Genomic DNA, 25,664 nt, shown 5'->3' on the forward strand with positions numbered 1-25,664 from the left:
GTGTGCCGTCCGGGTGGGGCCGCGTTGGCCCCGCGTCTCGTCCGAAAGTGAGGCAACCTCCCGTGGCTCACCCGCCCTCTTGAACAGTGACCAGCGCGCACGGCGGTTCTGGTACCCGCCGTGCGCCGAACCAGCGGGGCAACACGCGATCCAGGGGACCCAAGGGGAGCAGGGGGAGGATGTGCGCGAGAAAGTCCACCGTCATCTGGGCAAGGTACTGACCGGCGCGGCTCTGGCGGCGGCGGGGACCGCCGCCATGGTCGCGGTCACCCTGCCGGGCACGGCCGGAGCGGACGACTCCGGAGGGCCCGGCGGCGGTACGCGGGCCGCGCGGCAGGCCGGGCAGGGACAGGACGCGGCACCGCCCGGTGCCGTCGAGCAGGCACCCGCCGAGCCGAAACAGGGCACCGGACGGGACCCGCTCACCGACGACGAGATCCGGCGGGTCGAGAAGATCGCCGAAAGCGGACGGCTTTCGGCCACGGGCCGGGACGTCGCCGGAGGCCGCGGACCGCAGCGGCTGAGCACCGACCTCGCCGAACCGGAGGCCGACGAGGCGGACGACCCGGACGCGCCGCGGCGGGCCGACGTGACCTTCTACGACTACGGGAACGACACACTCGTCACCAAGACCGTCGACCTGGGGACCGGGAAGGTCGAGCACACCGGCACCCAGCACGGTGTCCAGCCGCCGCCGAGCCGCGCCGAGAGCGCCGAGGCGGCCCGGATCCTGATCGCCGACCCGCTGGGCGCGGGAGTCAGGGCGGACTACAAGGACGCCACCGGCAAGCAACTCACCTCACCGGACCAGCTCGAACTGAGCGGCGGGATCTACGAGGCCTCGCCGGGCGCCCAGCCCGCGGTGCTCGACCGGTGCGGCGAGCACCGGTGCGTGCGCCTGTTCACCAAGGTCCGTAACGGGCCCTGGATCGACACCCGGGACCTGGTGATCGACCTGAGCGCCCGCAAGGCCGCCGCCCTCGACCGCGGCTGACCGGCCGCCGCCCGCCTTTCCCACCGCACCTCTGGCAAGGGAGTCACCCCTTTCATGCCCGAAAAGCACCTGACCGGCGCCGTGCCCGGCCTCGGCCGTACCGCCCGCAAGAGCGCGGCCGTCGCGCTGTCCCTCGCGGCGCTGGCCGCCGGCGCCACGACGGTCGCCGGCCCGGCCGCGGCCCGGCCGCGGACCGCGCCCGCGGCGGCACCCGGCTGCAGCGCCGCCTACACCATCGAGCAGAAACTCACCACCGGCACGACCTGGCGCATGTGCTGGCGCTACGACAGCAAGGCCGGCCTCGTCCTGCAGAACGTCTCCTACCAGCCCAAGGGCGAGAACAAGCCGATCAAGGTCCTCAACAGCGCCAGACTCGGCCAGATCCACGTCCCGTACGACGACGGGAAGCACGAGTGGTACGACCTGACGGACCAGACCTTCGCCCAGGACCTGATGGAACTGTCGCCCGGCGAGTGCCCCGGCGGCACCATCAAGACCGTCAAGGTCCCGGACGGCGACCCGCGCCACCCGAACGTCAAGGGCCTGTGCACCACCACCCGTTCGCGTGGTCACGCCTACCGGATGCACGACAGCCTCCAGTCGGGCAGGACCTACCAGCAGCAGGGCAAGGACCTGCTGGTCTACACCGTCAACCAGGTCGGCTGGTACGAGTACATCAGCGAGTGGCGCTTCCAGGACGACGGCACGATCGCCATGAACGTCGGCGCCACCGGCAGCCTCTCCTGGGAGGACTACAACGCCCAGGACGGCCGCGGCTGGCCCATCGGCAAGGGGGCCAGGGACTACTCCACCAGTCACAGCCACAACGTCTTCTGGCGGCTCGACTTCGGGCTTGACGGCTCGTCCAGGACGAAGGTCGAGCAGTACGACTCGACCGTCAGCGCCCCCTCCGGCTCGCAGGAGGGGCCGACCGCCAAGACCACCCGGACGAAGGTCACCAAGGAACTCGCGGGTGATTCCAAGGCCTACCGCTGGTGGCGGGTGGTCAGCGCGACCGGCAAGAACAAGGACGGGCACGCCCGTTCGTACGAGCTGGTCCCCGGGCCCACCACCAGGTACCCGGGCCGCGACTTCACCCGGCACGACATCTACGTGACCGAGTACGACAAGTGCGAGCTGTTCGCCGTCAAGAACTCCGCCTGTGACACCGGCCATCCGAAGTCCGTCGACAAGTGGGTCAACGGCCAGAACCTCACTCACCCGGTGATCTGGATGAACGTCGGCTTCCACCACATCGCCCGGGACGAGGACCAGCAGCCCATGCCCGTGCACTGGCAGGGCTTCTCCATCGCCCCACGGGACGTCACGGCTATGAATCCGCTCACTCCCAAGGAGCTGGCATGGCAGAACGGTCACTGGGAATAGCGTAGTTGAGCCGGGCAGTCGGGAAACCGACCTGCCCATCCGGCTGCACCGCCGACCGCTTGCGGAGTACCCTTCCTTGATCGTTGAGACGGGAAAGGCCCGGGGGAGCGGAAGGCGGTGCACGGGTGGGCTCGGGAGGGCTGGAGCTGCCTCCTGGTGACGAGGGTCACGAGGGGAACTCCGCAGACGTCCCGCCCGGCGCGGTGTCCCTGGCCCGGCCGATGGAAGCGGGGTCCATCGGGCCGGAGCTGGACTGGGACGCCGACGCCTGGCGCGAGGTGCGCACCCGCGCCCAGCGGGCGGGCCGGGCCTACATCTGGCTGAACCTCGTCGAACAGCGGCTGCGCGCGGTCGTGGCGGCCGTCCTGCGGCCCATCTACGAACCCGTCCACGGCGACGAGTGGGTGGTGGCCGCGGCCGGACCGGCCGGGCAGGAGTGGGTGCAGCGCGCGGTCGCCGTCCGCGAGGTCAGCCGCCGCAAGGGCTACCTGCTGGATCCGGCCGACGACAACGTGCTCAGCTTCCTCACCCTGCCACAGCTGCGCGAGCTGGTGGTGCAGCACTGGCCGTGCTTCGAGCCGTACTTCGACGAGCGCCGGGACCTCGAACTCGCCCTGGACGAGCTGGAGGTGACACGGAACGTCGTCTCCCGCAACCGGGCCCTGTCCGAGGCGGTCCTGGGCCAGGCCGAGCGGGCCTCCGCCCGGCTGCTGGAGATGCTCGGCGCGGGCGGCGACGTCCCCTCGGCGCGCCGGCTGCCCGTCGACGCGGTCGAGGACCTGGTCGGCGACCGGTACGCCGACGTCGTCGCGGTCCACGCCGACCGGGTGCGGCTGCTGCGCCGGTTCCCGGCCGAGGACATCTTCGGCGGTGCCCGCCGGCTCGACGCCATCGGCATCGGCCTCAACCTGCTGGTGCAGAACTTCTCCGGGCGGCGCCTGGTCCGGCTCGCCGAGTCCGGCTGCCGGGTACGGCTGCTCTTCCTCAACCCGGCCTCCAGCTCGGTCAAGCGGCGCGAGCGGGAACTCGGGATGAAGCGGGGCGAACTGAGCCGCTCGGTGGAGATGAACATCCTGCACATGCGCCGGGTACGGTCCCGGCTGCGCGACCCGGGCGCGTTCGAGATCCAGGTGTACGACGAGACGCCCCGCTTCACCGCCTACCTGGTGGACGGCGACGGCGCCGACGGGATCGCGGTGGTGCAGTCCTACCTGCGGGGGGCGCGGGGGATGGAGTCGCCGGTGCTGGTGCTGCGCAACGGCAGCAAGCTGGTCAAGTCGGACGACGTTGGTGAAGCCGGGCTCTTCCCGACATACCGCGAGGAATTCGAGCTGACGTGGGCGGATTCGCGTCCGGTGTCCTGAACTGTTCGTGACGGCAAGCGGAACGCGGTCCTCGGATTGTCAGTGCCGCGTGCAATGGTGGGAGCCACTGGGGGAAAGCACCACCGAGAAGGGGGGCCGCCCATGGGCTGGCACCAGGAGCTGCTGATCGGCTTCGACCTGGAGACGACCGGGACCGATCCGCGCGCGGCGCGCATCGTCACGGGCGCCGTGATAGAGGTCAGGGCCGGCGAGCCCATGGGGCGCCGGGAATGGCTGGCCGATCCGGGCGTGGAGATCCCGGCCGACGCGGTCGCCGTGCACGGCATCAGCAACGAACGCGCGGCGGCCGAGGGCCGTCCTGCCGACCGGGTGGCCGACGCCATCGCGGACGTCCTGGTCGCCTACTGGAAGACGGGGGTCCCGGTCGTCGCCTACAACGCGGCCTTCGACCTCACCCTGCTCTCGGCCGAACTGCGGCGGTACGGCCTGCCGTCCCTGACCGACCGGCTCGGCGGCACCCGGCCCGCCCCGGTCATCGACCCGTACACCATCGACCGCTGGGTCGACCGCTACCGCCGCGGCAAACGGAACCTGGAGGCGGTCTGCGCCGAGTACGGCATAGTCCTCGGCGCGGCCCACGACGCCACCGCCGACGCCCTCGCCGCGGCGCGGCTCGCCTCCGCGATAGCCGAGCGCCACCCGAAGATCGCCTCCCTGGGCCCGGCCGAGCTGCACCAGCGGCAGATCGAGTGGTACGCGGACTGGGCTGCCGACTTCCAGGCGTTCCTGCGCCGCAAGGGGGAGGCCGACGCGGTGGTCGACGGCACCTGGCCGCTGCGGGAACTGACCGAGGGCCAGCCCGCCTAGGGCCTTGCGTTCGGTTCCTGCCGGGCTCGCGGAGCCGATCCGAACGAAAGACCCCGGCCCCTTCCGTTCGCGGGCGCGTCGCGGCCGGGTCGCGCCCACGCGGCGGGGCCATGGACCGGACACGGCCCCGCGCCCCTTCCGGCGCTCTCGGCCGGCTGCGTTCGACGGGCAGCCTCAGAACGGATACCAGCGCACCGTCGCGTCCCCGTCCCGCAGCGACGCCACCCGGCGCTCGAACTCGGCCAGCGCCTTCGGGTTGCTCGGGGCGTGCTGGGCCACCCAGGCGCAGCTCGCCGTCTCCCGGGCGCCCCGCAGCACCGCACAGCCCTCCCACTCGCGCACGTCCCAGCCGTAGGCCTCGGTGAAGGAGTCGTACGCCTCGGCGGGCAGTCCGTAACGGTCGCGGGAGAGGGCCATGACCACCAGGTCGTGCTCGCGCAGATCGGCGGAGAAGGTCTCCAGGTCGACCAGGACCGGCCCGTCCGGCCCCACGTACACATTGCGGGGCAGCGCGTCGCCGTGGATCGGCCCCGGCGTCAGACGCGGCGTCAGCGCCGCCGCCCGGGCCGCGAAGCCGTCGCGGCGCGCCCGGAGATAGGCCGCGTCCTCCGGGTCGATCGCGTCGCCCGCGAGCCGCAGCCAGCGTTCCACACCGCCCAGCAGGTCGCGGGGCGGCAACCCGAAGGGAGGAGAGGGCAGTGCGTGCACCCTGCGCAGCAGTGCGGCCAGGTCCCGCGGCTCGGCGGGCCGTACGGGATCCGGCAGCCGGTGCCACACGGTCACCGGACGGCCGTCCACCAGCAACGGTTTCGGCTCGGCCGCCCGGACCGCCGGTACGCCGGCCTCGGCCAGCCAGCCGGCGATGGCCAGCTCGCGCTCGGCCCGGGCCAGCAGTTCGGCGTCCCGGCCCACCTTCACCACCAGATCGCCGGCCGCGAACACCGCGTTCTCGCCGAGGGCCAGGAGTCGCGCGTCCCGGGCACGGCCCGGCAGCACTCCGGCCGCGGCCAGTACGTCCCGTGCGCGTGCCTCGTCCATCCTCGTGCCTCCGTGCCGTCTTCCCGTGCCGTGCCCGTGCGGTCACCGGTCCTCGGCCAGTCTCGCATTCGCACAGGTCGGCCGCCGTGCGCGGGCCCTTGACGAGGTACCGGGCCTTCACGACCATGAACACGCCAACCGGTGCAGGCAAAGGGGCTGATTCCGTGACATCAGTGGCCGACGCGCGGACACCACCGGCAGCAGCGCGCGGGCCGGCCGTCCGCCGGGCCGCCGATCACGGTTCCTGGTTCCTGGTCCTGCCCGCCCTCATCCCGATCCTCCTGCTGAGCGTCGGCCCGCTGCTCTACGGCATCCTGCTGGCCTTCACCGACGCCCAGTCCGGCCGGACGGCCGCCACCCGGTGGATCGGCGCCCTCAACTTCCGGGACCTGCTGCACGACACCCTCTTCTGGGAGTCGTTCCGCATCGGACTGGTGTGGGCGGCCGGCGTGACCGTGCCGCAGTTCCTGCTGGCGCTCGGCCTGGCCCTGCTGCTGAACCAGGACTTACGCCTGCGCGGCCTGGCCCGCGCCCTCGCGATCGTGCCCTGGGCGATGCCCGAGGTCGTCGTCGGCATCATGTGGCGGCTCGTCTACAACCCGGACGCCGGCGTCCTCAACGAGACCCTGCGCGACCTCGGTCTCGGCGCCGGCCGGGACTGGCTGAGCGGCCTGGCCACCGCGCTGCCCGCGGTGATCCTCGTCGGCGTCTGGGCGGGCCTGCCGCAGACCACGGTCGCCCTGCTCGCCGGACTGCAGAACGTCCCCCGCGAACTCCACGAGGCGGCGGCCGTCGACGGCGCGGGCGCCTGGCGCCGCTTCACCACCGTCACCTGGCCCGCACTGCGGCCGGTGGCACTCGCCATCACCGCGCTCAACCTCATCTGGAACCTCAACTCCTTCGCCCTGGTCTACGTGCTCACGAGCGGCGGACCCGGCGGCAAGACCCGGCTGCCGATGCTCTTCGCCTACGAGGAGGCCTTCCGTTACGGCCAGTTCGGCTACGCGGCGGCGATGGGCTGCGTGCTCGTCGCGGTGGTCTCGGTCCTGCTCGCGGTGTTCCTGGCCGGCAGGCTGCGAGGCGGTGACCGCGCATGAGGACCCGGCAGACCTCCCGCACTCCGCCGACCTCGCGGACCCGCCGCGCCGCGCGGGCCGGACAGTACACCGCCCTCCTCGGCTATCTGCTGCTCCTGGCGTTCCCGTTGCTGTGGCTGCTGTCCACCGCGCTGAAGTCCCCCCGCGAACTGGCCGCTCTGCACCCGGCCTGGATCCCGCGCGACCCGACCCTGGCCAACGTCCGGCAGGCCTTCGCCGAGCAGCCGCTGGCGCACGCCGCCCTCAACTCGCTGCTGGTGGCGTTCTGCACCGCCGCCGTCGCCGTGCTGATCGCCACCCCCATGGCCTACGTCATGGCCCGGCACCGCACCCGGACGGCCCGGGCCGCCACGGGGTGGGTGGTGGTCAGCCAGGCGTTCCCGTTCGTGCTGGTGATCATCCCGCTGTTCCTGGTGCTGAAGAAGCTGCGGCTGATCGACTCCCTGACCGGACTGGTGCTGGTGTACGTGGTGTGGGCGCTGCCGTTCGCGCTGTGGATGCTCGTCGGCCATGTCCGGGCGGTGCCCGTCGAACTGGAGGAGGCGGCGTCCGTCGACGGGGCCGGGCGGCTGAGAACGCTGGTGTCGGTGACGGCGCCGCTGCTCGGCCCCGGCATCGCGGCGACGGCCCTGTTCGCCTTCGTCACCGCGTGGAACGAGTTCTTCTTCGCGCTGGTGCTGCTCAAGAGCCCCGGCAAGCAGACCCTCCCGGTCGTCCTCACCCACTTCATCGGCGCGGAGGGGGTGGCCGACCTCGGCCCGCTGGCCGCCGCCGCGTTCCTCGCCACCCTGCCCTCCGTGGCCGTGTTCGCGCTCCTCCAGCGGCGGATCACGGGCGGCCTGCTCGCCGGGGCGGTGAAGAGCTGATGCGCACCGCGATCGGCACGGCGCTCGTCGTCCTCCTGCTCCTCCTCGCGGGCTGCTCCCCGGGCGGCCGCACGGACGGCGGCCCGGTCACCCTGCGCTTCCAGTCCCTGGCCTGGCAGCAGGAGTCCGTCGCCGCCAACAAGGAGCTGGTCCGGGAGTGGAACGCCACCCACTCCGACGTCAAGGTCGAGTACGTACAGGGAAGCTGGGACAGCGTGCACGACCAGCTGCTCACCTCCTTCGAGGGCGGTGAGGCCCCGGACGTCATCCACGACGCCTCCGACGACCTGGCCGACTTCGCCTACGGCGGCCACCTCGCCGACCTGACCGGGCTGCTGCCCGCCCGGCTGCGGTCCGGTATCCCGCGCGCCGGCTGGGCGACGACCACCTTCGGTCACGGTGTCTACGGCGTGCCGTTCCTCCAGGAGCCCCGGGTGCTGATCGCCGACGCCGACCGGCTGCGCGCGGCGAAGGTGCGCATTCCGACGCCCGGACACCCCTGGAGCTGGGCGGAGTTCCGGCAGGTCGCCAAGCGGCTGAGCGGGCCGGGGCGGTACGGCGTGGCCTGGCCGCTGAAGGAACCCGTCTCCGCCACGCTCAACCTGTCCCTGTCGGCGGGCGGGCGGCTCTTCCACCGGAACGCGGACGGCAGGGTCACCGTGCGGTTCACGCCCGGGGACGAGGTCGTGCCGCGCACCATCCGCGACCAGGTCACCCGCGACCACAGCGCGCCCGCCTCGACGCTCGGCAGCGGCGGCTCGGACACCCTGCCCGGCTTCTTCTCCGGCCGGTACGCGATGGTCCCGCTGGGCTTCTCCTACCGCCAGCAGATCGTGCAGCAGGCGCCGAAGGACTTCCACTGGACGGTGCTGCCGGCCCCGGCGGGCGCCGACGGGCTCACCCAGGGCGTCAGTCCGCAGACGCTGTCCGTGTCCGCCGACTGTCCGCACAAGAAGGAGGCGGTCGCCTTCATCGACTTCCTGCTCCGGCCGCGGAACACGGTCCGCCTCGCCCTCGGCGACTGGATGCTGCCCACCGGCACCCAGGCCCTCAAGGACCCCGCCCTGCACACCGCCGAGTACGGCTGGGCCACCGGCACCGCCCTCGCGGCCCGGCTGCGCCCGGCGCCCGCCCAGTCCGTGCGCGGCTACCCGGAGTGGAAGGACAAGGTGGCCACGCCCGCCTACCAGGAGTACTACAGCGGCGCGATCGGCCTCGCGGAGCTGCGCCACCGCCTCGAACGGGACGGCAACCTGGTGCTGGCCCGCTACCAGCGCTGAGCCGACACCTCGGAGGAGGGGGCGGTGCACGGAAAAGAGTTAGACGAGACGTATCGTCTCGCTTAGCCTCGACGGCATGCCTTCTGCGACCACACCCGCCCACATCGCCATGTTCTCCATCGCCGCCCACGGCCATGTGAACCCCAGCGTGGAGGTGATCCGTGAACTCGTCGCCCGCGGCCACCGCGTCACCTACGCCATCCCGCCGGCCTTCGCCGACAAGGTGGCCGCCACCGGCGCCCGGCCCGTGCCCTACACCTCCACGCTGCCCGGACCCGACGCCGATCCCGACGCCTGGGGGTCCACCCTGCTCGACACCGTGGAGCCGTTCCTGGACGACGCGATCCAGGCGCTCCCGCAGCTCGCCGAGGCCTACGCCGGCGACATCCCCGACCTCGTCCTGCACGACATCGCCTCCTACCCGGCCCGCGTCCTCGCCCACCGCTGGGGCGTCCCGGCGATCTCCCTCTCCCCGAACCTCGTCGCCTGGGAGGGCTACGAGGAGGAGGTCGCCGAGCCGATGTGGCGGGAGCCGCGGCAGACCGAGCGCGGACGGGCGTACTACGCCCGGTTCGAGGCGTGGCTGGCCGAGAACGGGATCAGCCAGGACCCGGACTCCTTCGTCGGCCTCCCGGCCCGCTCCCTGGTGCTCATCCCGAGGGCACTCCAGCCGCACGCCGACCGGGTCGACGAACGCGTCCACACCTTCGTCGGTTCCTGCCAGGGCGACCGCGCCGGCCAGGGCGACTGGCAGCGCCCCGCGGGCGCGGAGAAGGTCGTGCTGGTCTCGCTCGGCTCGTCCTTCACCAAGCGACCCGCCTTCTACCGGGAGTGCGTGCGCGCCTTCGCGGACCTGCCCGGGTGGCACGTCGTCCTCCAGGTGGGCCGGCATGTCACCCGGGACGAGCTGGGCGACGTACCGGCCCATGTGGAGGTGCGCAGCTGGGTGCCGCAGCCGGCGATCCTGCGGCAGGCCGACCTGTTCGTCACGCACGCGGGTGCCGGCGGCAGCCAGGAGGGGCTCGCCACCGCCACGCCGATGATCGCCGTACCGCAGGCCGTCGACCAGTTCGGCAACGCCGACATGCTCCAGGGACTCGGGGTCGCCCGGCACCTGCCCACCGAGGAGGCCACCGCCGGCCGGCTCCGCGAGGCCGCGCTCGCCCTGGTGGACGACCCGGAGGTGGCCCGCAGGCTCAAGCAGGTGCAGGCGGAGATGGCCCAGGAGGGCGGCACCCGGCGCGCTGCCGACCTCATCGAGGCCGAACTGCCCGGCCGCGGCCCGCGCCGGACGGCCGCCGCCTCCCGGTGAGCACGCCCGGCGCCGGGGGCGCCGCCGTGCGCGGACAGGGCCCGCCGGTTCCCGCGGGAACCGGCGGGCCCTGCACCGACGGGCGGGATCAGACGGTCAGCCGCTCGCCCCGGCCGGGCGCCGGCGACGCGACCGGCTCCGGCGCCTCGTCGTGGGTGAGGTCCGGCAGCCGGTGCAGCCACTTCGGCAGGTACCAGTTGCGCTCGCCGAGCAGCGCCATCACCGCCGGCAGCAGCACCCCGCGGATGACCGTGGCGTCGATCAGGACCGCCGCGGCCAGGCCCACGCCCATCTGCTTCATGGACTGCATGGACAGCGTGCCGAAGATGGCGAAGACGGCGACCATGATGACCGCGGCACTGGTGACGACCCCGGCCGTGGTGACCACCCCGTGCCGGATGGCGTCCTTCGTCGTACGGCCGCGCATCCGGGCCTCGCGGATCCGGGAGACCACGAACACGTGGTAGTCCATCGACAGCCCGAACAGGATCACGAAGAGGAACAGCGGCAGCCAGGTGACGATCGCGCCGACCCCCTCCGCGCCCACCAGCGAGGCCCCCCAGCCGTGCTGGAAGACGGCGACGAGGATGCCGTACGCGGCGGCCACCGACAGCAGGTTCAGCACGATCGACGTGATGGCGACCGTCAGCGAACGGAACGACAGCAGCATCAGCAGGAAGGCGAAGACGACCACGAACACGAACACCGGGACGACGGAGCCCATCAGCTGGTCGTTGAAGTCGTGGTTGCCCGCGACCTGCCCGGTGATCGGCGCCTGCACGCCGTCGGCCTTGCCGAGCGTGGCGGGCCGCACCTCGTCGCGCAGCTTCTGCAGGCTCTTCGTCGCCTGGTCCATGTCGGAGCCGCCGACCAGCGGCACGGACACCAGGGCCACGTTCTGCGCGTCGTACAGCTTGACCTCGACGGGGCCGCGCGAGGCACCCGAGGCGACCGCCTGCTTGCGGAAGTCGGCCAGCGCCTGCCGCACGTCGGGGGCGTTGATGTCGTCGGCCTTGACGACGACCTGGGCCGGTTCGCTGCCACCCGGGAAGGCCTCGTTGAGGTGGTTGTACGTCTGCACCATGGGCAGCGAGTCGCCGAACTCCTGGTCCAGCGTGAGCTGCTGGGTCTTCATGCCGAGTGCGGGCGCGGCGATCGCCAGCAGCGCACCGGCCGCGACGACGACCGAGACCAGCGGCCTGGCCAGCACACCCCGCAGCACGGCCGACCAGAACCGGCTGTCCCCGTTCCCCTTGCGCCGGCGGCGGCCCAGGAACGGGAGGCGGCCCTTCTCGACCCGCTCGCCGAGCAGCGACAGCAACGCGGGCAGCACGGTCACCGAACCGACCATGGCGACCGCCACGACCATCAGCGAGGCCAGCCCCATCGCTTCGAACTCGGCGAGCCCGGTGAAGAGCATGCCCGCCATCGCCACGCACACCGTCACACCCGAGACGACGACCGCCCGGCCGCTGGTGGCGGCGGCGATCCGCAGCGCGGTGCCCGCGTCCCGGCCGGCGGCCCGCTCCTCACGCTCGCGGCGCAGGTAGAACAGGCAGTAGTCCACGCCGACGGCCATACCGACCAGCAGCATCACGGAGTTGGCGGTGTCGCTCATCGGCTGGAGGTGGCTGACCAGACCCATCAGGCCCATCGTCGCCATGATCGCGGTGATCGCGAGGGCCACCGGCAGCAGCGCGGCCACCAGCGCGCCGAACGCGATCAGCAGGATGCCGAGCGCGACCGGCACCGCCGAGTACTCGGCCTGCTGGAAGTCGTCCCCGAAGGCGTCCTTGTACTGCTTCTGCATGCTGGCGCCGCCGATCTCCTCGATCCGCAGCCCGGCGTGGTCCTTCTGCACCCCGGCGACGGCGTTCAGCACCGGCTCGATCCGGTCGGCGGCCGTCTCGGCGTCACCGCGCAGGTCGAACTGGACCAGCGCGCTGCGCCCGTCACGGGAGATGGTGTGCGTGTCGTACGGCGAGGTGACGTCCGTGACCCTGCCGGTGCCCTGGACAGCCTTGACGACGTCGGCGACGGCCGCGCGGAACTCGGGACCGGTGGCCTTGACGGAACCGGTCCTCGCCTGGATCAGCACGGTCTCGCCGGCCGACTCCTTGATCCCGGCATCCTCGATGATCTTCGCGGCGGTGTGTGTCTCGCCCTTGAGCTGGTCGCTCTGGTCGACGTCGACCCGGCCCGCCGCGGAGCCGAGCCCCATGGCCAGGATCACGAACAGCACCCATATGCCGACGGCCGCCCAGCGGTGCCGGGCGCTCCAGCCGCCGGCGCGGGCGGCCAGCCCCCGCACCCGCACCTCTGTGTTCCCCATGACGGGTCTGCCCCCCTCGTGTGCGGCGACGGCCCCCTGCCGTCACCTCTGTGCTCGTTCGGTTCGACGGTAGGGGCCGTGCAGGAACGTCTCGTCGTACTGTCCGGTGAACTGCGCGGTGGCCGGATCATCGCTGGGGAGGACGGCGGCCCCTTACATCTATCGCCGGTTCTCGGGGACGGCTCTCAGGGCCGCCGGTGTCCGATCCGCGGCCAGGGCTCCCGGTTTGTCATTGCGAAAGTTTGTTGAACAAGTCACAGCTGCGTGGAGGAGTTGATCCATGCCCCGCTGATCAGCAAGAGTTTCGGGCAACCCGGCCCACGCCGGGCGCGGCCGTCGTGCCCGCCCCCACGGGGCACGACGGCCGCACGGCACAGCGCCGTGGACCGGGTGTGTGCGAGGCTCGGCGGCATGCGCTACATCATCATCGGAGCCGGCGCGGTCGGCGGTGCCGTCGGCGGTCGGCTGGCCCAGGCCGGGCGCGATGTCGCCCTCGTCGCCCGCGGCCCGCACCTGGCCGCCCTCCGTGAGCACGGGCTGCGACTGCGGGTACCGCAGGGGGAGTTGACGCAGCGGCTGCCCGTCGTCGACGGACCGGGCCCGCTCGGCGAGCTGCGTCCCGACGACGTCCTCGTGCTCGCCGTGAAGACCCAGGACACCGTGGCCGCCCTGGAGACCTGGGCCGGCGCACCCGTCGCCGGCGGCGGCACGGCGGCCCAACGGCTGCCGCTCGTCTGCCTGCAGAACGGCGTCGAGGGCTGCCGGCTGGCACTGCGCCGCTTCCGGCGTGTGTACGGCGTCTGCGTCTGGCTGCCCGCCACCTTCGTGGAACCCGGTGTCGTCTCCGCCGCCGGCACCCCGCTCACCGGCGTCCTGCACCTCGGCCGCGTCCCGCACGGCACCGACGACACCGCCCGCCGGATCGCCGCCGACCTCGCGGACGCGCACCTCGAGGCGCCGGTCGTGCCCGACGTGGCCCGCTGGCAGTACGCCAAGCTGCTCGGAAACCTCGGCAACGCGCTGGAGGCGGTCAGCGGACCCGTGGTGAGCGAGGCGGCCCGGGCGCTGTTCACGCGGGTCCGGGCGGAGGGCGAGGCGGTGCTCGACGCCGCCGGGATCGCGTACGCCGACGCCGGGGAACAGCGCGCGGCCCGCGGCGACAAGGTCACCGTGGTCCCGCTGGACGGCGCCCCGCGCGGCGGCGGCTCCTCCTGGCAGTCCCTGGTCCGGGGCACCGGCACCATCGAGGCCGACTACCTCAACGGCGAGATCGTCCTGCTCGGCCGGCTGCACGGCGTCCCCACTCCGCTGAACGAACTGCTGCAACGCCTCGCCGGCGAGTTCGCGCGCGAGGGCCGGCCGGCCGGTTCGCTGCCGGTCGCCGAACTGGTCCGGCTCGCCGACGAGGCGGTGCGGCACGGCAGTTGAACCGGCCCGGTGACCGCGGTCGGCTCGCCGATCGGACCACTCGCAGCGTGGCTGATTGGGCCGGGACTCCGGCCCGACCCGGCACTAGCGTCGCCGTCATGACGCACAGCAGCACCGACACCGCTCCCCGCACCGACACCGCTCCCCGCACCGGCACCGCTCCCCGCGCCGCCCCCGGCCCGACCCGGGTCGACTTCTTCTTCGACCCGGCCTGCCCCTTCGCCTGGATCACCTCGCGCTGGCTGCTGGAGGTCGAGCGGCTGCGCCCCCTCGACCTCCGGTTCCGGGTGATGAGCCTGTACCTGCACAACACCGGGAACGAACTGCCCGACTGGTACCGCGACTTGGTGGACCGCTCGACCGGCCCCGTACGGGTCGCCGTGGCCGCCGCCGAACGGCACGGCGACGCGGTGCTGCGCGATCTGTACACCGCGTTCGGCACCCGCATCCACGAACAGGGCAGCAAGGACTTCGACACGGTGATCACCGAGTCGCTGGCCGAACTCGGGCTCCCCGCAGACCTGTCGGCGGCCTCCCGCGATCCGGCGTACGACGACGCCGTCCGCCGCAGCCACATGGCCGGCACCGAACCGGAGACCGGCGGCTACGTCGGCACCCCCACCCTGCACCTCGACGGCACCGTGTGGTTCGGACCCGTACTGCGCGCCGTGCCGCGCGGCGCCGAGGCGGCCGAACTCTTCGACAGTTTCCGGGTGCTGGCCCGGCACCCCGATCTCTTCGAACTCAAGCGCACCCGCACCGGCGCGCTCCGGTTCGACTGAGCGGACGAGAGGTTGGCCGATAAGTGACCCTGCGGCGGGCCGTTCGCGCCGCACGTGTGACACGGCGGCCCCGGCCGACGCAGAACCAAGAGCCGTCGCGGTCCGACGTCACAGGGGAGCGCCGGACCGCGGCGGCTCGCTTACCACATGCCCGTCCCCCGCCACCCCGGCTCGCCGAACCACGCGACAAACCCCCGGAGTTGTCCCTAGGGTGAAGCGCGGCGGAAGGCCTGAGGGGGAACGGACGGATGAGTGTGACCGGCAGACCATTGCCGTCGTTGCCGCAGTACCGCAAGGACGGGGTGACCCGGCGCCTGAGCGCCTCCGTGCACCTCGACGACGACTTCGCCCTGTACGTCGACCGGGTGCTCACCGGGGACCGGCTCAACGCCCTCGGGCTCAGCCTCAACATCAACTTCGTCGCCCTGGCCCGGCACGCGCGCGTGGCCACCCGCCGCCGCGCCACCCTCGACCACCGGCTCGCCTGCCTCCAGATCGCCGTACCCCTCGCCCTGCTCGTCGGACTCTGGGGACTGGTCAACGCGCACCCGTCACTCGGATGGGTGGCGATTTTCGGCCCTCTCGGCGCCTACGCGATCGCGTGGGCGCTGGTCCGCCACACCGAGGCCCACCGCCGCGACACGGCACGGCAGGTGTTCCTCTCGAACGAGAGGCCCGAGCAGACGGCACCCCCCGTGGAACCGGAGGCAGAGGCCGCGCTGCACGACCTCAAACGCGCCAACGTCCTGCCCTACGCCGACAAGGCCGCCTACACCACACCGTTCGTCGGCAGCGGCGAGAAGATCAAGGAAGTCGTCTGGCAGCCCATCGACATCAGCAGACCCGCCGACGCACCCGGCGGCGGAAAACTCCCGCTGCGCCCGTTCGACGTCATCGACCTGCACACCTACGTGGCACGGCACATGGAGAACATCTCCGGGCTGCAGGGTCTGCGGGCCAGGAACCGGCTCTACGTCCGCGGCAGCAACGCCCACCTGATCCCCGAGCTGCTGCCCGACCCCACCCGGCCGCCCCGCGCCCAGATACCCAAGCAGCTCGTCCAGGCCGGCCTCCGGACACCGGGGGCGGGCATGCGCACCCACCTGTGCCTGGAACGCGTCGGCGAGGGCGGCCGGCTCATCGTCTCCATGTACCTGCGGGCGATCCTCCAGCCCCCCAGTCTGACCTGGGAGGTCGCCGCCTACGCGATACCGCCGCTGGACGGCCGCTTCCACCGCGTGGACCGGATCCCGGTCGCTCCCTTCGAACGGTGGTGGGACCTGGTCCGCCACGCCACCCGCCGCACCGGTCCCGAGCTGCGCGGCGCCCTCGGCCGCATCCTGCGCCGCCACCGCTGGCAGCGCGACCGCGAACGCGCCCTGGCCAGGACCCGCCGTGCCATCACCAGGCAGCACGTCCGCCACGACTACGGTGCCACCGGCAGCCTGCGCGAGGACCTCGGCGCCTGGGACGAGGCCGGCTACATCGAACGCACCGACGCGCAGGACTACCTGTTCCGGCTCCAGCAGGGCGTGCTCACCGCCACGGAACGGTTCCTGCAGGACCACAACATCGACACCAGCTCCTTCGACAAGGCCGTACAGGTCATCAACACGCAGACGTACAACATCGGTAACGTCAGCGGCCCCAGCAACTTCGGCGCCCACGGGACAGTTCTCCTGGGCGGGCAGCAGGGACCCGGGCCCCACGGCGGCCCGGGCGCCCAGGGCGCACCCGGGCCCGCGGGATCCGGTCAGCCCGCGCCGAAGCCCTGACCCCAGCCATCCGACGGCTCCTCCGGCCCGGAACCGAGCCGCGGGAGCACAAGCGAGGACGGAACATGAGCTCCTACAACATCGGCAACGTCAACGGCCCGGCCAACTTCGGCGACCACGGGCAGATCCAGATCAACCACGCCAACCCCGACCTGCCGACCATGATGGACCTCGCCGCGCGGCTCACCGAGACCCTGCGCGCCGAGTACCCGGAACTGGTGCGCCAGGGCGAGATCATCCAGGCCCAGTTCCAGGAGTCCGCCGAGGACGGCCTGCCGCCCAACCGGGGCCGGATCCGCTCCGCGCTGGAAACGATCGCCATCGCGGCCTCGGCCGGCACCGGCAGTCTCGCCTTCACCCAGCAGCTCCTCACCGCTCTGGGGCTGTGAGCGGCCGGAGCCCCGCCAGCACGGGGCTCCGGTCACGGGCGTCACCGCGCCCGCACCACCGCCCGGACCCCGCCGCCGAGGTCCAGGTCCAGCCCCGACCGCAGCGGCACCGTCTGACCGGGCTCGACCGTCTGCACGGTGCCGTCGGAGCGGGTGCCCGTCCAGGTCCCCCGTGAGCGGTTGGCCAGCCCGAACCGCCCCGGCTTCTCGGGGTGTTCCACCAGCTCGGCCACGAGCGCCGCGTCCGAGCAGTCGTGCCGCGCCGGCTCCGGCAGCAGATGGTGGGCCTGCACCCGGGCGGCACGGCGCAGCCGGATGTGGTGCTCGGTGCGGGGCGGGGGAGTGGTCACCGTCAGCCGCGGCGGCAGCACCAGCCGGGCCCCGCACCCCCAGCAGTCCCGCGGCGGCGGGTTCTCGCCCGGCTCGGTCATGTTCTGCCGCCCGCACGCGGCACACTCGACCACCGTGTCCAGCACCGCCCGCAGCGCGTCACGCCACTCCGACTCCCGTACCCGGGCCGCCGGATCGCGCAATCCGGTCGTGAACGACCGCCGGAACAGCTCCCGCAGCCGCTCCGCCGCAGCCTCCCAGGTGGCCAGCACGGTCGCGTGCTCCAGCGGGTCGGGCGCGTTGGCGTCGTCCGCCGGGTCGAACACGAACAGCGGGCTCCTGCCGTACAGCTTGCGCTCCGCCGCCTCGTCCAGGCAGTGGATGCCCAACTCGCGCCTGCCCTTGAGCGGATGATGGTTCATCAGCAGCATGAACAGCAGCACGGCGAGCGAGTGCAGGTCGGACTGGGTGCCCGGGCGCGCCCCCGGATCCGCGCGCACCAGCTCCGGCGCCATGAACTCCATGGTGCCCGAGATGCCGCTGGCGTCGCCCTCCACCACGGCGTTGTCGTTGTCGCAGACCAGCACGTCACCGGTGTCCGGGTCGAAGAAGATGTTCCCCCAGGAGATGTCCCGGTAGGCGATGCCCCGCGAGTGCAGCGCCTGGTAGGCCTCCACCGTGTACAGGCAGGCCGTCAGCAGCGCGCGCGGGCTGGTGCGCAACTGCCGCCGGAACAGCGCCGGAAGACCCTTGTAGCGGTCCGGGCGCAGCCCCATCAGATAGCCGAACGAGCCGCGGTGCTCCGGCACGAAGGCCTCCGGCCACAGGAACCGGTCGTCGGCGAAGTCCCGGGTCACCAGCTCCCGTACGATCGCCTCCTGGTCCGGGGTCGCGCAGGTCGGGTAGTACCACTTCAGGGCCCGCTCACCGTCCGGGGTCCGGACCCGGTACACCTCGCCCTGGCCACCGGCACCGAGGAAGCCGAGGATCTCGACACCGTCACCGTTCTCCGCCACGAGGCGCGTCCCGCCATCGAGCATGCCGCTCATCTACGTCTCCGTCTTTCGTTCCATGTCCACGTCGCCACCGGTAGGCCCGGCCGCGGTTCGGGGGTCCGGTGGGGCCGAGGTGTCCGCCGCGGGAGCCGGGGCCGAGGCTTCCGCAGGGGGAGGGGCTGCTGCCGGGCCCGACGCCTCAGGCGGGGCTTCCGGGTGGCGTACCGCCGCCGTCAGGGTCGTGTCGTCACCGGAGTAGCGGGAGGCCTGGGCGAGCCAGGCGGGCAGGGACTCGCGGACGCCGGTGCCGCCCTCCTCGGCGAGACGGCCGGCCAGCCCGAGGACGAACTCGGCGTACCCGTCGGCCGACGCGAAGCTCTTCGACAGACCGTCCGTGGAGAGGACGACCAGCCGCGGGGCCCGCGCCTGCTCGAACACCGGCGCCCAGTGCATCCGCATCGACCGCCATGCCTCCCGCCCGCACAGCGACTCGGTCTCGTCGCCCAGGTCCTCCTCGGCGGGTGCGAGCGGCCGGGTGAGCGTGCCGTCGTGCTCGACGACCGCGAGGTCCCCGTCGCCGATCTGCCAGGCCACGAACAGCCACGGCGTGAGCACCGCACCGATCAGCGTGGTGCCGTACAGCACCAGCTTCTCCTCGGGCCGCGGCTCCCGGGCCGCCTCCTCCACGACCGGCCGGTTCCGGTCCCAGTGGCCGAGGGCCTCCTGCCGCCACTCGTGCACCAGGGCCCGCGGGAAGTCGTCCCGGGCGTAGGTCATCAGCCGGGTCAGCCGCCCCGGCTCATGGCAGTCGTGCGCCGCCCGTCCGAAGGCGCTGGCCAGCACCAGGAACCGGTCCACGGCGAACCGCGCGCCCAGCGCGCTGCGCGCGTGCACCGCCGAGCCGTGCCCGTCGGCCACCGCCAGCACCAGCGGATCCGTACCGGACCCGCTGCCCTGGCAGTCGTGCCAGTCCTGGTTCTGCCGCTTGCCCACGCCCTGGACGCTGTGGCGCAGGGTCTCCCACCGTCGCACCCCGAGCGTCACCACACGTCGTCGTCATCGTCGTCGTCCAGCACCGGCGGCGCGTACGGCTGCTTCACCGGGCTCACCCCGGAACCGTCACCGGCGACCGGCTGGGAGGCCGCCTTCACGGCCGCCGTCGACGCCCAGCGGATCGCCGCGGCCAGCTGCTTGGGGCTGTTGGCGTCCAGCGGCTGCAGCTCCGGGTTGCCGAGGAACTCCTGGAGCACCCCGCGGTCCGCGTCCGCGCCGATCGCGATGGCCACCCGGACCGCCTTGCGGCCCCACGGGGTGGCGTCCACCGCCTTCAGGCCCGCCTTCCAGTCGTCGGTGGGCACCCCGTCCGACACCAGCGCGAGCACCGGCTTCAGCGCCCGCTGCGGCATCGGCGGGGTCTGCAGCTCCCGGGCCACCAGGTGCAGTGCCTCACCGAGGTTGGTCATGCCGTCGACCTGCACGTCCTGCCAGGTGAAGTCGTCCACCGGCACCGGGGTCTGGTGGAGCCACTGCGCCGTCGTGGAGAAGGTGACCGTGCGCAGCAGCAGTTGTGCCGCCGGGTTGTCGTGGGCCACCGACCGCATCTCCGGAACGGCTTCCCTGATGGCGTAGTTGAGCTTGGCGATCTTCTCGCCCTGCATCGAGAACGAGCAGTCGAGCAGCCAGATGAAGTGGACCGGCCGGTTGGCCATCGGCCCGCCGGGAATGTCACTCACGCCGCGGTTCCTTTCGCGTCAAAGGGGTGGGGAATCGGAGGAGTCGGCCGGGTCAGGCCAGCAGCAGCCAGACCGTGCAGACGAGGGCGGCCGGCGCCAGCACCAGGGCGGTGACGAACAGGCCCGCCATCGCGCGACGGGCCCGGCCGACGGAGGGGGTCACGTGATTCATGCCGGGCTGTATCCGCCTTCCCTGTCGGCTTCCGTGCCGTCGTGCGTCCGACGGGGCGGCGGCACCCGGCGCGCCCCGCGTCCGGTCTGCCCGGTCAGCGGGCCGGTGCGCAGCCCGGAGGCCGCGAGCAGCCACAGCACCGGTTCGGCGGCCCGCCGCTGCTCGCTCTCCAGCGGGCCGGTCCCGGTGGCGGCGTGGGCGCTGACCGCCCAGTAGCCGGCCGCCCCGAAGTCGTGGCCGAGGGCCCGCACCAGCGCGCCCAGGCCGATGTCGCCGAGCCAGTGGTCGATCCGGGCGTCGCCGGGCGCCGGCAGCGAGGTCAGCTGGTCCAGCACGTCCCGCTTGGTGACGACCGCGGCCACCGGCAGCCGGCGCCGGCGTCCGGTCAGCGCGGCGAGTTCTCCGGTCAGCCGCTCGTACGTGGTCCGCGGGCCCTGTGCCGAGGGCCGCGCCCGCTCCGCCCGCTCGGCGTCCGCGGGGCCGAGCCGGGCGCGCACCGTGGGATCGGCGAGCACGTCGGCCACCAGGACGACCCCGTCCGCGTGCGCCAGGTACCGCTGGGCCCGGACGCGTTCGGCGTCGCTCACCGACTCGCCCATCGGGTCGTACAGGTACAGCAGCCGGCGCCGGCGGCCCCGGGACACCGTGAGCATGAGGGCGCGGGGCGGGCCGCCGGTGGTGGCGTGCGCCCGACCGGTCCGGTTCAGCTGCTGGTTGACCCCGGTGTGGGCGCTGCGGTCGGCCACCGTGGCGTACTCGACCCGCAGTCCGCCCTCCCGGGCCCACGCGTGCAGCCCCTCCACCATGGCCGCCATCAGCATCGTCTTGCCCGAGGACGTCCCGCCGACCAGGGGTGTGTGCACCACCCGGGTCGTGGCCACCGCCTCCGGCAGCACCTGCTCGCAGCCCGGGCAGAGCGCGGCCAGCCGGCCCCGGCCGGTGAGCCGGGTGGCGGGCAGCCGGCGCCCGCAGCCGCACACGTGCCACAGGACGCCGTACCGGCCCGGCCGCAGCTCGGCGTGGCGGGCCGGGCAGCCGGGGCAGCGGTGCACGGCCAGCGGCACCGGCACGTAACAGCCCGGGTGGGGGCAGGTGGTGCGCAGGCCCCGCAGCAGCGCCCAGCCCCGCTCCATCCCGCGCAGCAGGGGCACGCCCGCCGCCCAGCCGAGCCAGACCACGCCCAGCAGGAGGGCGAGGACCAGCAGGACCCAGCCGAGCAGCACGGTGGCGAGCACCGCGCCGATCAGCGCCCCCGCCGCCGTACCCGGGGCGATCAGCGTGACCAGCAGGAACCGGCCGAGCGGCACCCGGACCCGGCGGCCCCCGGGCCGCCGGCCGCGGAACATGTTCCGCACGGTCCGGTTCAGCCACGGATCGGTGAACGCCCGCCACAGCATCCGCATACCGTCGCGGCCGGCGGACGCCGCGTCCGTCCACGACTGCCGCCACCAGTAGGCGGGTTCGGCGGGCTCCGCACCCCCGGTACCGGGCAGGCGCGGGTCCAGGCGGCCCGCCTGCCAGGGGCCGAGACTGCGCCACACCGCGTGCACACCCCGGCCGAGGAACTCCCAGAGCGTCCGGAACAGGCACACCGCGACGGCGACCAGCCCGGCCCAGCCGAACAGGGCCAGCACCACCTGCAACGCCAGGTACAGGTCCGAGGCACCGCCCTGGGCGTTCACCGGGCACCTCCGCCGGCGGGCGGCTGGACGTCCCCGGGCCAGCCCGTCCGCTCCTCGCGCCGGCCGCGCCCGGTCAGCCGGCCCGCCAGCCGACCCAGGGCGCCCGGCCGGTTCCACGCGTGGAACGCGTCGAGCCTGCCCCGGCCGGTGCGGCCCAGCGCCTCCTCGACCGCGGCCCGGTCCTCGGCGGGCAGCGCCCGCACCACCGGCCGCAACACCTTCGCCAGCAGCGTCGTGCGCGTCGCCTCCCAGCCGGGATCGGTGTCCTGGTAGGCGCTCCAGTCGCAGAAGCGGGCGGCCACGTACGACGGTGACGTACGCAGCCGCTCGGCCGCCGCGGGACCGCGGGCCGCCCGCTCGTAGGCGGCCAGCAGCGCCGTGTCGCCGGAGCGGGCCAGCGCGTACAGCTCGCTCTCCGGCACCGGCACGGTCAGCAGCCGCCGGCCGACGGCCTCGTACACCCGCCGGGTCACCTGCTCGGGCACGGGCTCGACCGCGCCGTCCCGCAGCGCCCGGACCCGCTCCACCCAGTTCTCGCCCTCGCCTTCGGTGCCGAGCAGCGCCGCGAACTCCAGCAGGAGCAGCGGGGCCCGGTGCGCCGGGTCCAGCTCCGTGGTGAAGCAGCGCAGCAGGTCGGCGGCGAGCAGCGGGGCGGCGGCGTCCTCGGCCGGGGCGGCGAGCGCGGCGGCCACCAGCAGGTCCCGGGTGCCGGCCAGCCGGTGCGCGTCCGAGCCCAGTTCGTTCAGCAGCAGGCTCGCCTCCTCGCCGGTGGGCGGCTCGTCGGGCCACACCAGACGGAACGCGGTGCGCAGGACGGCAGGTTCGGCGTGCGGCGAGACGCCGGCGGTGTGCAGCACCGCGCGCAGCCGGCCACGCCGGTCACCGCCGGCCGGGCCGGCCGCCGCGTCGCCGAGGACACACATCCGCAGATGCGGGAAGCCCGGGTCCAGCGCCACCGGCAGCCCCGCACCCGCGAGCCGTCCGGCCACCACGACCGGCTCGACCACCGCGAGCGCATCCAACGCCCCGAACAGGGCGGACCGCAGCGCGGGGTGGCCGTGTACGGCGTCGAGGAGAGCCGGGGGACAGGCGGGACGGGCGCTCTCCGGGTCGGCGGGCCGGGGCAGCCCGTTGCCCGTCGGGAGCGTACCCGGGTGGGCGTCACCCGGTCCGGCGGTACCCGGGCGCCTGTCACCCGGTCCGGTGGGGCCTGTCCCGGCGGTACCCGGTGCGCCGGAAGGCTCGTGGTCGGCCACCAGCTCCCGGGCGATGCGGCCCGCGAACTCCGGCAGCAGGTCCGTGCAGTCGATGTCGAGCAGGTCGGCGAGGTGCAGCAGGGTCAGGGGCCGGCCGGTCGCGGGTCCGGACGGGTCGGCGATGCCCTGCCGCAGGGCCGGGGCGAGGTCCCGGGCCAGGGCGGCCCGTACCTCGGGGGTCAGCGACCCCGCTCCCACTGCGGGCACCGGGCCCCGTCCGCGTACCGCCAGGGTCAGCACGCGTGCGGCGAGCGGCGCCGAGACGACCGTGGGTACCTGCCCGTCCAGCCGGGCCGACAGGGCGGCCAGAGCCGCCGGTTCGTCGTCAACGGCGTCCCGGGGCTCCGTACCGGTCTCCCGTGCCAGCTCCCCGAGCAGCGCCGACAGCGTCGGCTCGGGCAGGACGGCGGCGTGTTCCGTGGCCCAGCGGGCCGCCGCCGCGCGGGCGGCCGGCGGCAGCTCGATGCGCTCGGCGAGCGCGGCCACGGCGAGCCGGCCGACATCGCCGGCGGTGTCACCGACGTCGCGGGCGCTGTCGCGGAAGAGCTCGGGCCGCCCGGCCGTCCAGATCCGCGCGCACACGTCGGCCCAGGCGTCCGCCACGGGTTCCCCGGCGGCCCGGCCGGTGCAGTCGTGCACCCGGAAACGGTGGTCGTGCCCGACCGGATCCGACGAGGGCAGCGCCCCGACGATCTGCTGGCGGGCCTGCTGCGGCCGGCGGGTGTACGTCGTGAAGGTCAGCCGGTGGGCCTGCTCGCGCGGCAGGACCGTGCAGGCCAGCGCGATCCACTGGGCCACGTCCGCGCTGTCCCGCTCCACGAGCACGATCTGCCGGACGTCGCTGCCCTCGGTCAGCGTGCGCAGGTCGGCGAAGAACGCGGCGAGCCGGTCCGCGCGGGACCGGGCGAACGCCACGAGCCCGTCCCGGCGCAGCAGTCCGGACGGCTCGAACCGGTCGACCGGCTCCGGCCGCCCGCCCGGCGGAGTCGTGTCCGCCCAGCGCGGCGACTCCCACGCGGTGATCGGCAGCGCCCCGTCCGGCAGCCGGGTCCCGGGCGGCAGATGCACGGCGTGCGCGTGGAAGTTGCCCCAACGCCCGCTGTAGTCCGCGCCGGTGTACACCGACCGGCACAGCAGGCGTCCGCCGTCGGCGAGTTCGGTGCAGGCGAAGGCCTTCGGGAAGGACTTCAGCTGCTCGGCGTCCGGCCGGTCCGGCAGATCGCGTGGCGGCTCGTACCCGACGAGCTGTTCTGCCTCCCGCAGCAACGTGGCCGGTACCCCGGCACTGACCGCGGTGAAGCGGAAGCCGGACCCGTCCGGGCCGGGCGGTGCCGAGGTGTAGTGCAGCTGGGCGAGACTCACCGGACCCGCTCCCTTCCGGTCCTGTCCTTCGCGGCGGCGCGCACCGGCAGCAGCCCGCGCAGGGACAGCAGCCACAGCAGCGGGTCCTCCACCCGCACCGGCTGCGGACCCGACTTGGGTACGTCCGCCGGCGCGTTCGCGGGCGGTGGCGCACCCAGCGCCGACAGTCCGAACAGGGACAACCGGGCGAAGTCGTGCTCCAGTTGGCGCAGCAGCGCACCGGAGTCCCAGTCGGTCAGCAGGCTGCGCAGTTCCTCGTGGACGGCGAGCCGGTCCTCGGCGTCGTAGGCGCCGCCGGTGTGCGGGGCGTTGCGGAGCAGCGGCGAGTGCGGGTCGAGGAGGGGCCCCAGCATGTCCGTCTTGGTGACGGCCACCGCGATCGGGGTGGTGACCCGGCCGCCCGCTCCGCCCTTGCCATGGGTGCGCAGCTGGGCCGCGAGGTCGGCGGCGATCTGCCGGGGCGAGGTCTCCACCACGGGCAGCGACGGCCCGTCGTGCACGGGCAACCGGTCACGGACCGAGCCGAGTTGCAGCGGGTCCACCAGCAGGATGATGCCGTCGGCGGCGCTCAGGTAACGGGTGTAGCGGTCCATCGCCTCGGCGTCCGCGAGGTCCTCGCCGGCCGCGTCGAAGAAGACCAGGGTGGTGTGCCGGGTGCCGGAGCCGCCCAGCAGCCCCCGCCGGGGCAGGCTGAGCCGGTACAGCAGCGGGTCGTTGAAGCCGAGCGCGGCCGGACGGGTGGCCGCGGGCAGCCGCAGCCGCTCGTACAGGTCCTCGGCCATCTCCCTGTCGCGGGCCTGCGTGTGCTGACCCATCGCGGCGAGCGACGCCTGATAGGCCTGACCGACCCGGTGGTCCAACTCGTTGCGCAGGACGGCCACATAGGTGCTCTTGCCGGAGGCCTTGGCGCCGACCAGGGCGATGATCCGGCTGTCCTGGTCGCAGTAGTCGCTGGGCAGGTCGCTGTGGCAGGACCCGCACACCCGCACCGGCGTCGGCACCCCGCAGTCGGGGCAGGGCACGCTGCTGCCGGTGCCGCCGGGTCCGGCGAGACCGGCGAACCTGCGCGCCGGGGTGAACACCGGCCCCCGCATCCGGGCCGCCGGCGGCACCCCGGGTCCCATGAACGAGGCCCACGCCTCGTCGGGTTCGGGCCCGCAGGGCGCGGCGCCGCGCACCCCGTTCGGGGTCATCAGGCAGCGGTACGGCAGCCGGGCCGCCGACGCGCGGGTGAAGCAGTAGGGGCAGATCACGGTCGTCATG

General features: G+C 73.6%; 20 protein-coding genes. 12 read left to right on the forward strand and 8 right to left on the reverse strand.

The genetic code is table 11. From position 1 onward, the window contains the following. Nucleotides 1–181: 181 nt before the first annotated feature. From S1361_RS30500 to S1361_RS30515, 4 genes are all read left to right on the forward strand, one after another. A complete protein-coding gene (locus S1361_RS30500) occupies nt 182–994 on the forward strand; it encodes a Tat pathway signal sequence domain protein (protein ID WP_208035107.1) in 813 nt (270 codons plus the stop codon). Nucleotides 995–1,048: 54 nt separating this feature from the next. Continuing rightward, nucleotides 1,049–2,380, forward strand: coding sequence for a copper amine oxidase (locus S1361_RS30505; protein ID WP_208035108.1), 1,332 nt, complete (start codon nt 1,049–1,051; stop codon nt 2,378–2,380). Between the two features lie 125 nt (nt 2,381–2,505). Beyond that, nucleotides 2,506–3,744: an SAV2148 family HEPN domain-containing protein gene (locus S1361_RS30510; RefSeq protein ID WP_208035109.1), complete on the forward strand. Its 1,239-nt coding sequence runs from the start codon at nt 2,506–2,508 to the stop codon at nt 3,742–3,744. A 102-nt stretch (nt 3,745–3,846) separates the two neighbouring features. Further along, on the forward strand, nt 3,847–4,572 hold the full coding sequence (locus S1361_RS30515; RefSeq protein ID WP_208035110.1) for a 3'-5' exonuclease: 726 nt from the start codon (nt 3,847–3,849) through the stop codon (nt 4,570–4,572). Between the two features lie 174 nt (nt 4,573–4,746). Here S1361_RS30515 and S1361_RS30520 read toward each other — a convergent pair whose 3' ends face one another. Further along, the gene (locus S1361_RS30520; RefSeq protein WP_208035111.1) at nt 4,747–5,610 is read right to left on the reverse strand and encodes a phosphotransferase enzyme family protein; all 864 of its coding nucleotides are present in this window, start codon (nt 5,608–5,610) and stop codon (nt 4,747–4,749) included. Nucleotides 5,611–5,783: 173 nt separating this feature from the next. Between S1361_RS30520 and S1361_RS30525 the strand changes: the two genes are divergently transcribed. From S1361_RS30525 to mgt, 4 genes are all read left to right on the forward strand, one after another. Next, a complete protein-coding gene (locus tag S1361_RS30525; RefSeq protein WP_208036837.1) occupies nt 5,784–6,707 on the forward strand; it encodes a carbohydrate ABC transporter permease in 924 nt (307 codons plus the stop codon). After that, nucleotides 6,704–7,573 carry a carbohydrate ABC transporter permease gene (locus tag S1361_RS30530; protein WP_208035112.1) on the forward strand — a complete coding sequence of 290 codons (870 nt, stop codon included), beginning with the start codon at nt 6,704–6,706 and terminating at the stop codon, nt 7,571–7,573. Before S1361_RS30525 ends, S1361_RS30530 begins: the two co-directional genes overlap by 4 nt. Beyond that, nucleotides 7,573–8,853: an ABC transporter substrate-binding protein gene (locus tag S1361_RS30535; RefSeq protein WP_208035113.1), complete on the forward strand. Its 1,281-nt coding sequence runs from the start codon at nt 7,573–7,575 to the stop codon at nt 8,851–8,853. Before S1361_RS30530 ends, S1361_RS30535 begins: the two co-directional genes overlap by 1 nt. 76 nt (nt 8,854–8,929) lie before the next feature. Next, the gene (mgt, locus tag S1361_RS30540; RefSeq protein ID WP_208035114.1) at nt 8,930–10,165 is read left to right on the forward strand and encodes a macrolide-inactivating glycosyltransferase; all 1,236 of its coding nucleotides are present in this window, start codon (nt 8,930–8,932) and stop codon (nt 10,163–10,165) included. An 88-nt stretch (nt 10,166–10,253) separates the two neighbouring features. On the opposite strand, the gene S1361_RS30545 is transcribed toward mgt, so the two are convergent. Next, a complete protein-coding gene (locus S1361_RS30545; protein ID WP_208035115.1) occupies nt 10,254–12,497 on the reverse strand; it encodes an MMPL family transporter in 2,244 nt (747 codons plus the stop codon). Nucleotides 12,498–12,908: 411 nt separating this feature from the next. Between S1361_RS30545 and S1361_RS30550 the strand changes: the two genes are divergently transcribed. The 4 genes from S1361_RS30550 to S1361_RS30565 all read left to right on the forward strand — a co-directional run bounded on the left by S1361_RS30550 (nt 12,909) and on the right by S1361_RS30565 (nt 16,871). Next, nucleotides 12,909–13,925 carry a ketopantoate reductase family protein gene (locus S1361_RS30550; RefSeq protein ID WP_208035116.1) on the forward strand — a complete coding sequence of 339 codons (1,017 nt, stop codon included), beginning with the start codon at nt 12,909–12,911 and terminating at the stop codon, nt 13,923–13,925. A 98-nt stretch (nt 13,926–14,023) separates the two neighbouring features. Continuing rightward, complete coding sequence (locus S1361_RS30555; protein WP_208035117.1) at nt 14,024–14,707, forward strand: mycothiol-dependent nitroreductase Rv2466c family protein; 684 nt, start codon at nt 14,024–14,026, stop codon at nt 14,705–14,707. Between the two features lie 248 nt (nt 14,708–14,955). Then, the gene (locus S1361_RS30560; protein WP_243769356.1) at nt 14,956–16,482 is read left to right on the forward strand and encodes a hypothetical protein; all 1,527 of its coding nucleotides are present in this window, start codon (nt 14,956–14,958) and stop codon (nt 16,480–16,482) included. A gap of 65 nt (nt 16,483–16,547) precedes the next feature. Next, nucleotides 16,548–16,871: a hypothetical protein gene (locus tag S1361_RS30565; RefSeq protein WP_208035118.1), complete on the forward strand. Its 324-nt coding sequence runs from the start codon at nt 16,548–16,550 to the stop codon at nt 16,869–16,871. 41 nt (nt 16,872–16,912) lie between these two features. Here the strand turns inward: S1361_RS30565 and S1361_RS30570 are convergent, their stop codons facing one another. From S1361_RS30570 to S1361_RS30595, 6 genes are all read right to left on the reverse strand, one after another. After that, the gene (locus S1361_RS30570) at nt 16,913–18,250 is read right to left on the reverse strand and encodes a protein kinase domain-containing protein (protein WP_208035119.1); all 1,338 of its coding nucleotides are present in this window, start codon (nt 18,248–18,250) and stop codon (nt 16,913–16,915) included. Beyond that, on the reverse strand, nt 18,251–19,243 hold the full coding sequence (locus S1361_RS30575) for a PP2C family serine/threonine-protein phosphatase (RefSeq protein WP_208035120.1): 993 nt from the start codon (nt 19,241–19,243) through the stop codon (nt 18,251–18,253). Next, nucleotides 19,237–19,905 (reverse strand): vWA domain-containing protein, encoded by a 669-nt coding sequence (locus S1361_RS30580; protein WP_208036839.1) that lies wholly within the window; start codon nt 19,903–19,905, stop codon nt 19,237–19,239. Before S1361_RS30580 ends, S1361_RS30575 begins: the two co-directional genes overlap by 7 nt. A 192-nt stretch (nt 19,906–20,097) precedes the next feature. Beyond that, entirely contained in the window at nt 20,098–21,783 is a 1,686-nt protein-coding gene (locus S1361_RS30585) for a TRAFAC clade GTPase domain-containing protein (RefSeq protein ID WP_243769357.1), read from the reverse strand. Then, nucleotides 21,780–24,401 carry a GTPase-associated protein 1-related protein gene (locus S1361_RS30590; RefSeq protein ID WP_208035121.1) on the reverse strand — a complete coding sequence of 874 codons (2,622 nt, stop codon included), beginning with the start codon at nt 24,399–24,401 and terminating at the stop codon, nt 21,780–21,782. Before S1361_RS30590 ends, S1361_RS30585 begins: the two co-directional genes overlap by 4 nt. After that, the gene (locus S1361_RS30595; protein WP_208035122.1) at nt 24,398–25,663 is read right to left on the reverse strand and encodes a TRAFAC clade GTPase domain-containing protein; all 1,266 of its coding nucleotides are present in this window, start codon (nt 25,661–25,663) and stop codon (nt 24,398–24,400) included. The genes S1361_RS30590 and S1361_RS30595 overlap by 4 nt, the downstream gene beginning before the upstream one ends. Nucleotide 25,664: the final 1 nt, after the last annotated feature.

Source organism: Streptomyces cyanogenus, assembly GCF_017526105.1.
Taxonomy (GTDB): domain Bacteria; phylum Actinomycetota; class Actinomycetes; order Streptomycetales; family Streptomycetaceae; genus Streptomyces; species Streptomyces cyanogenus.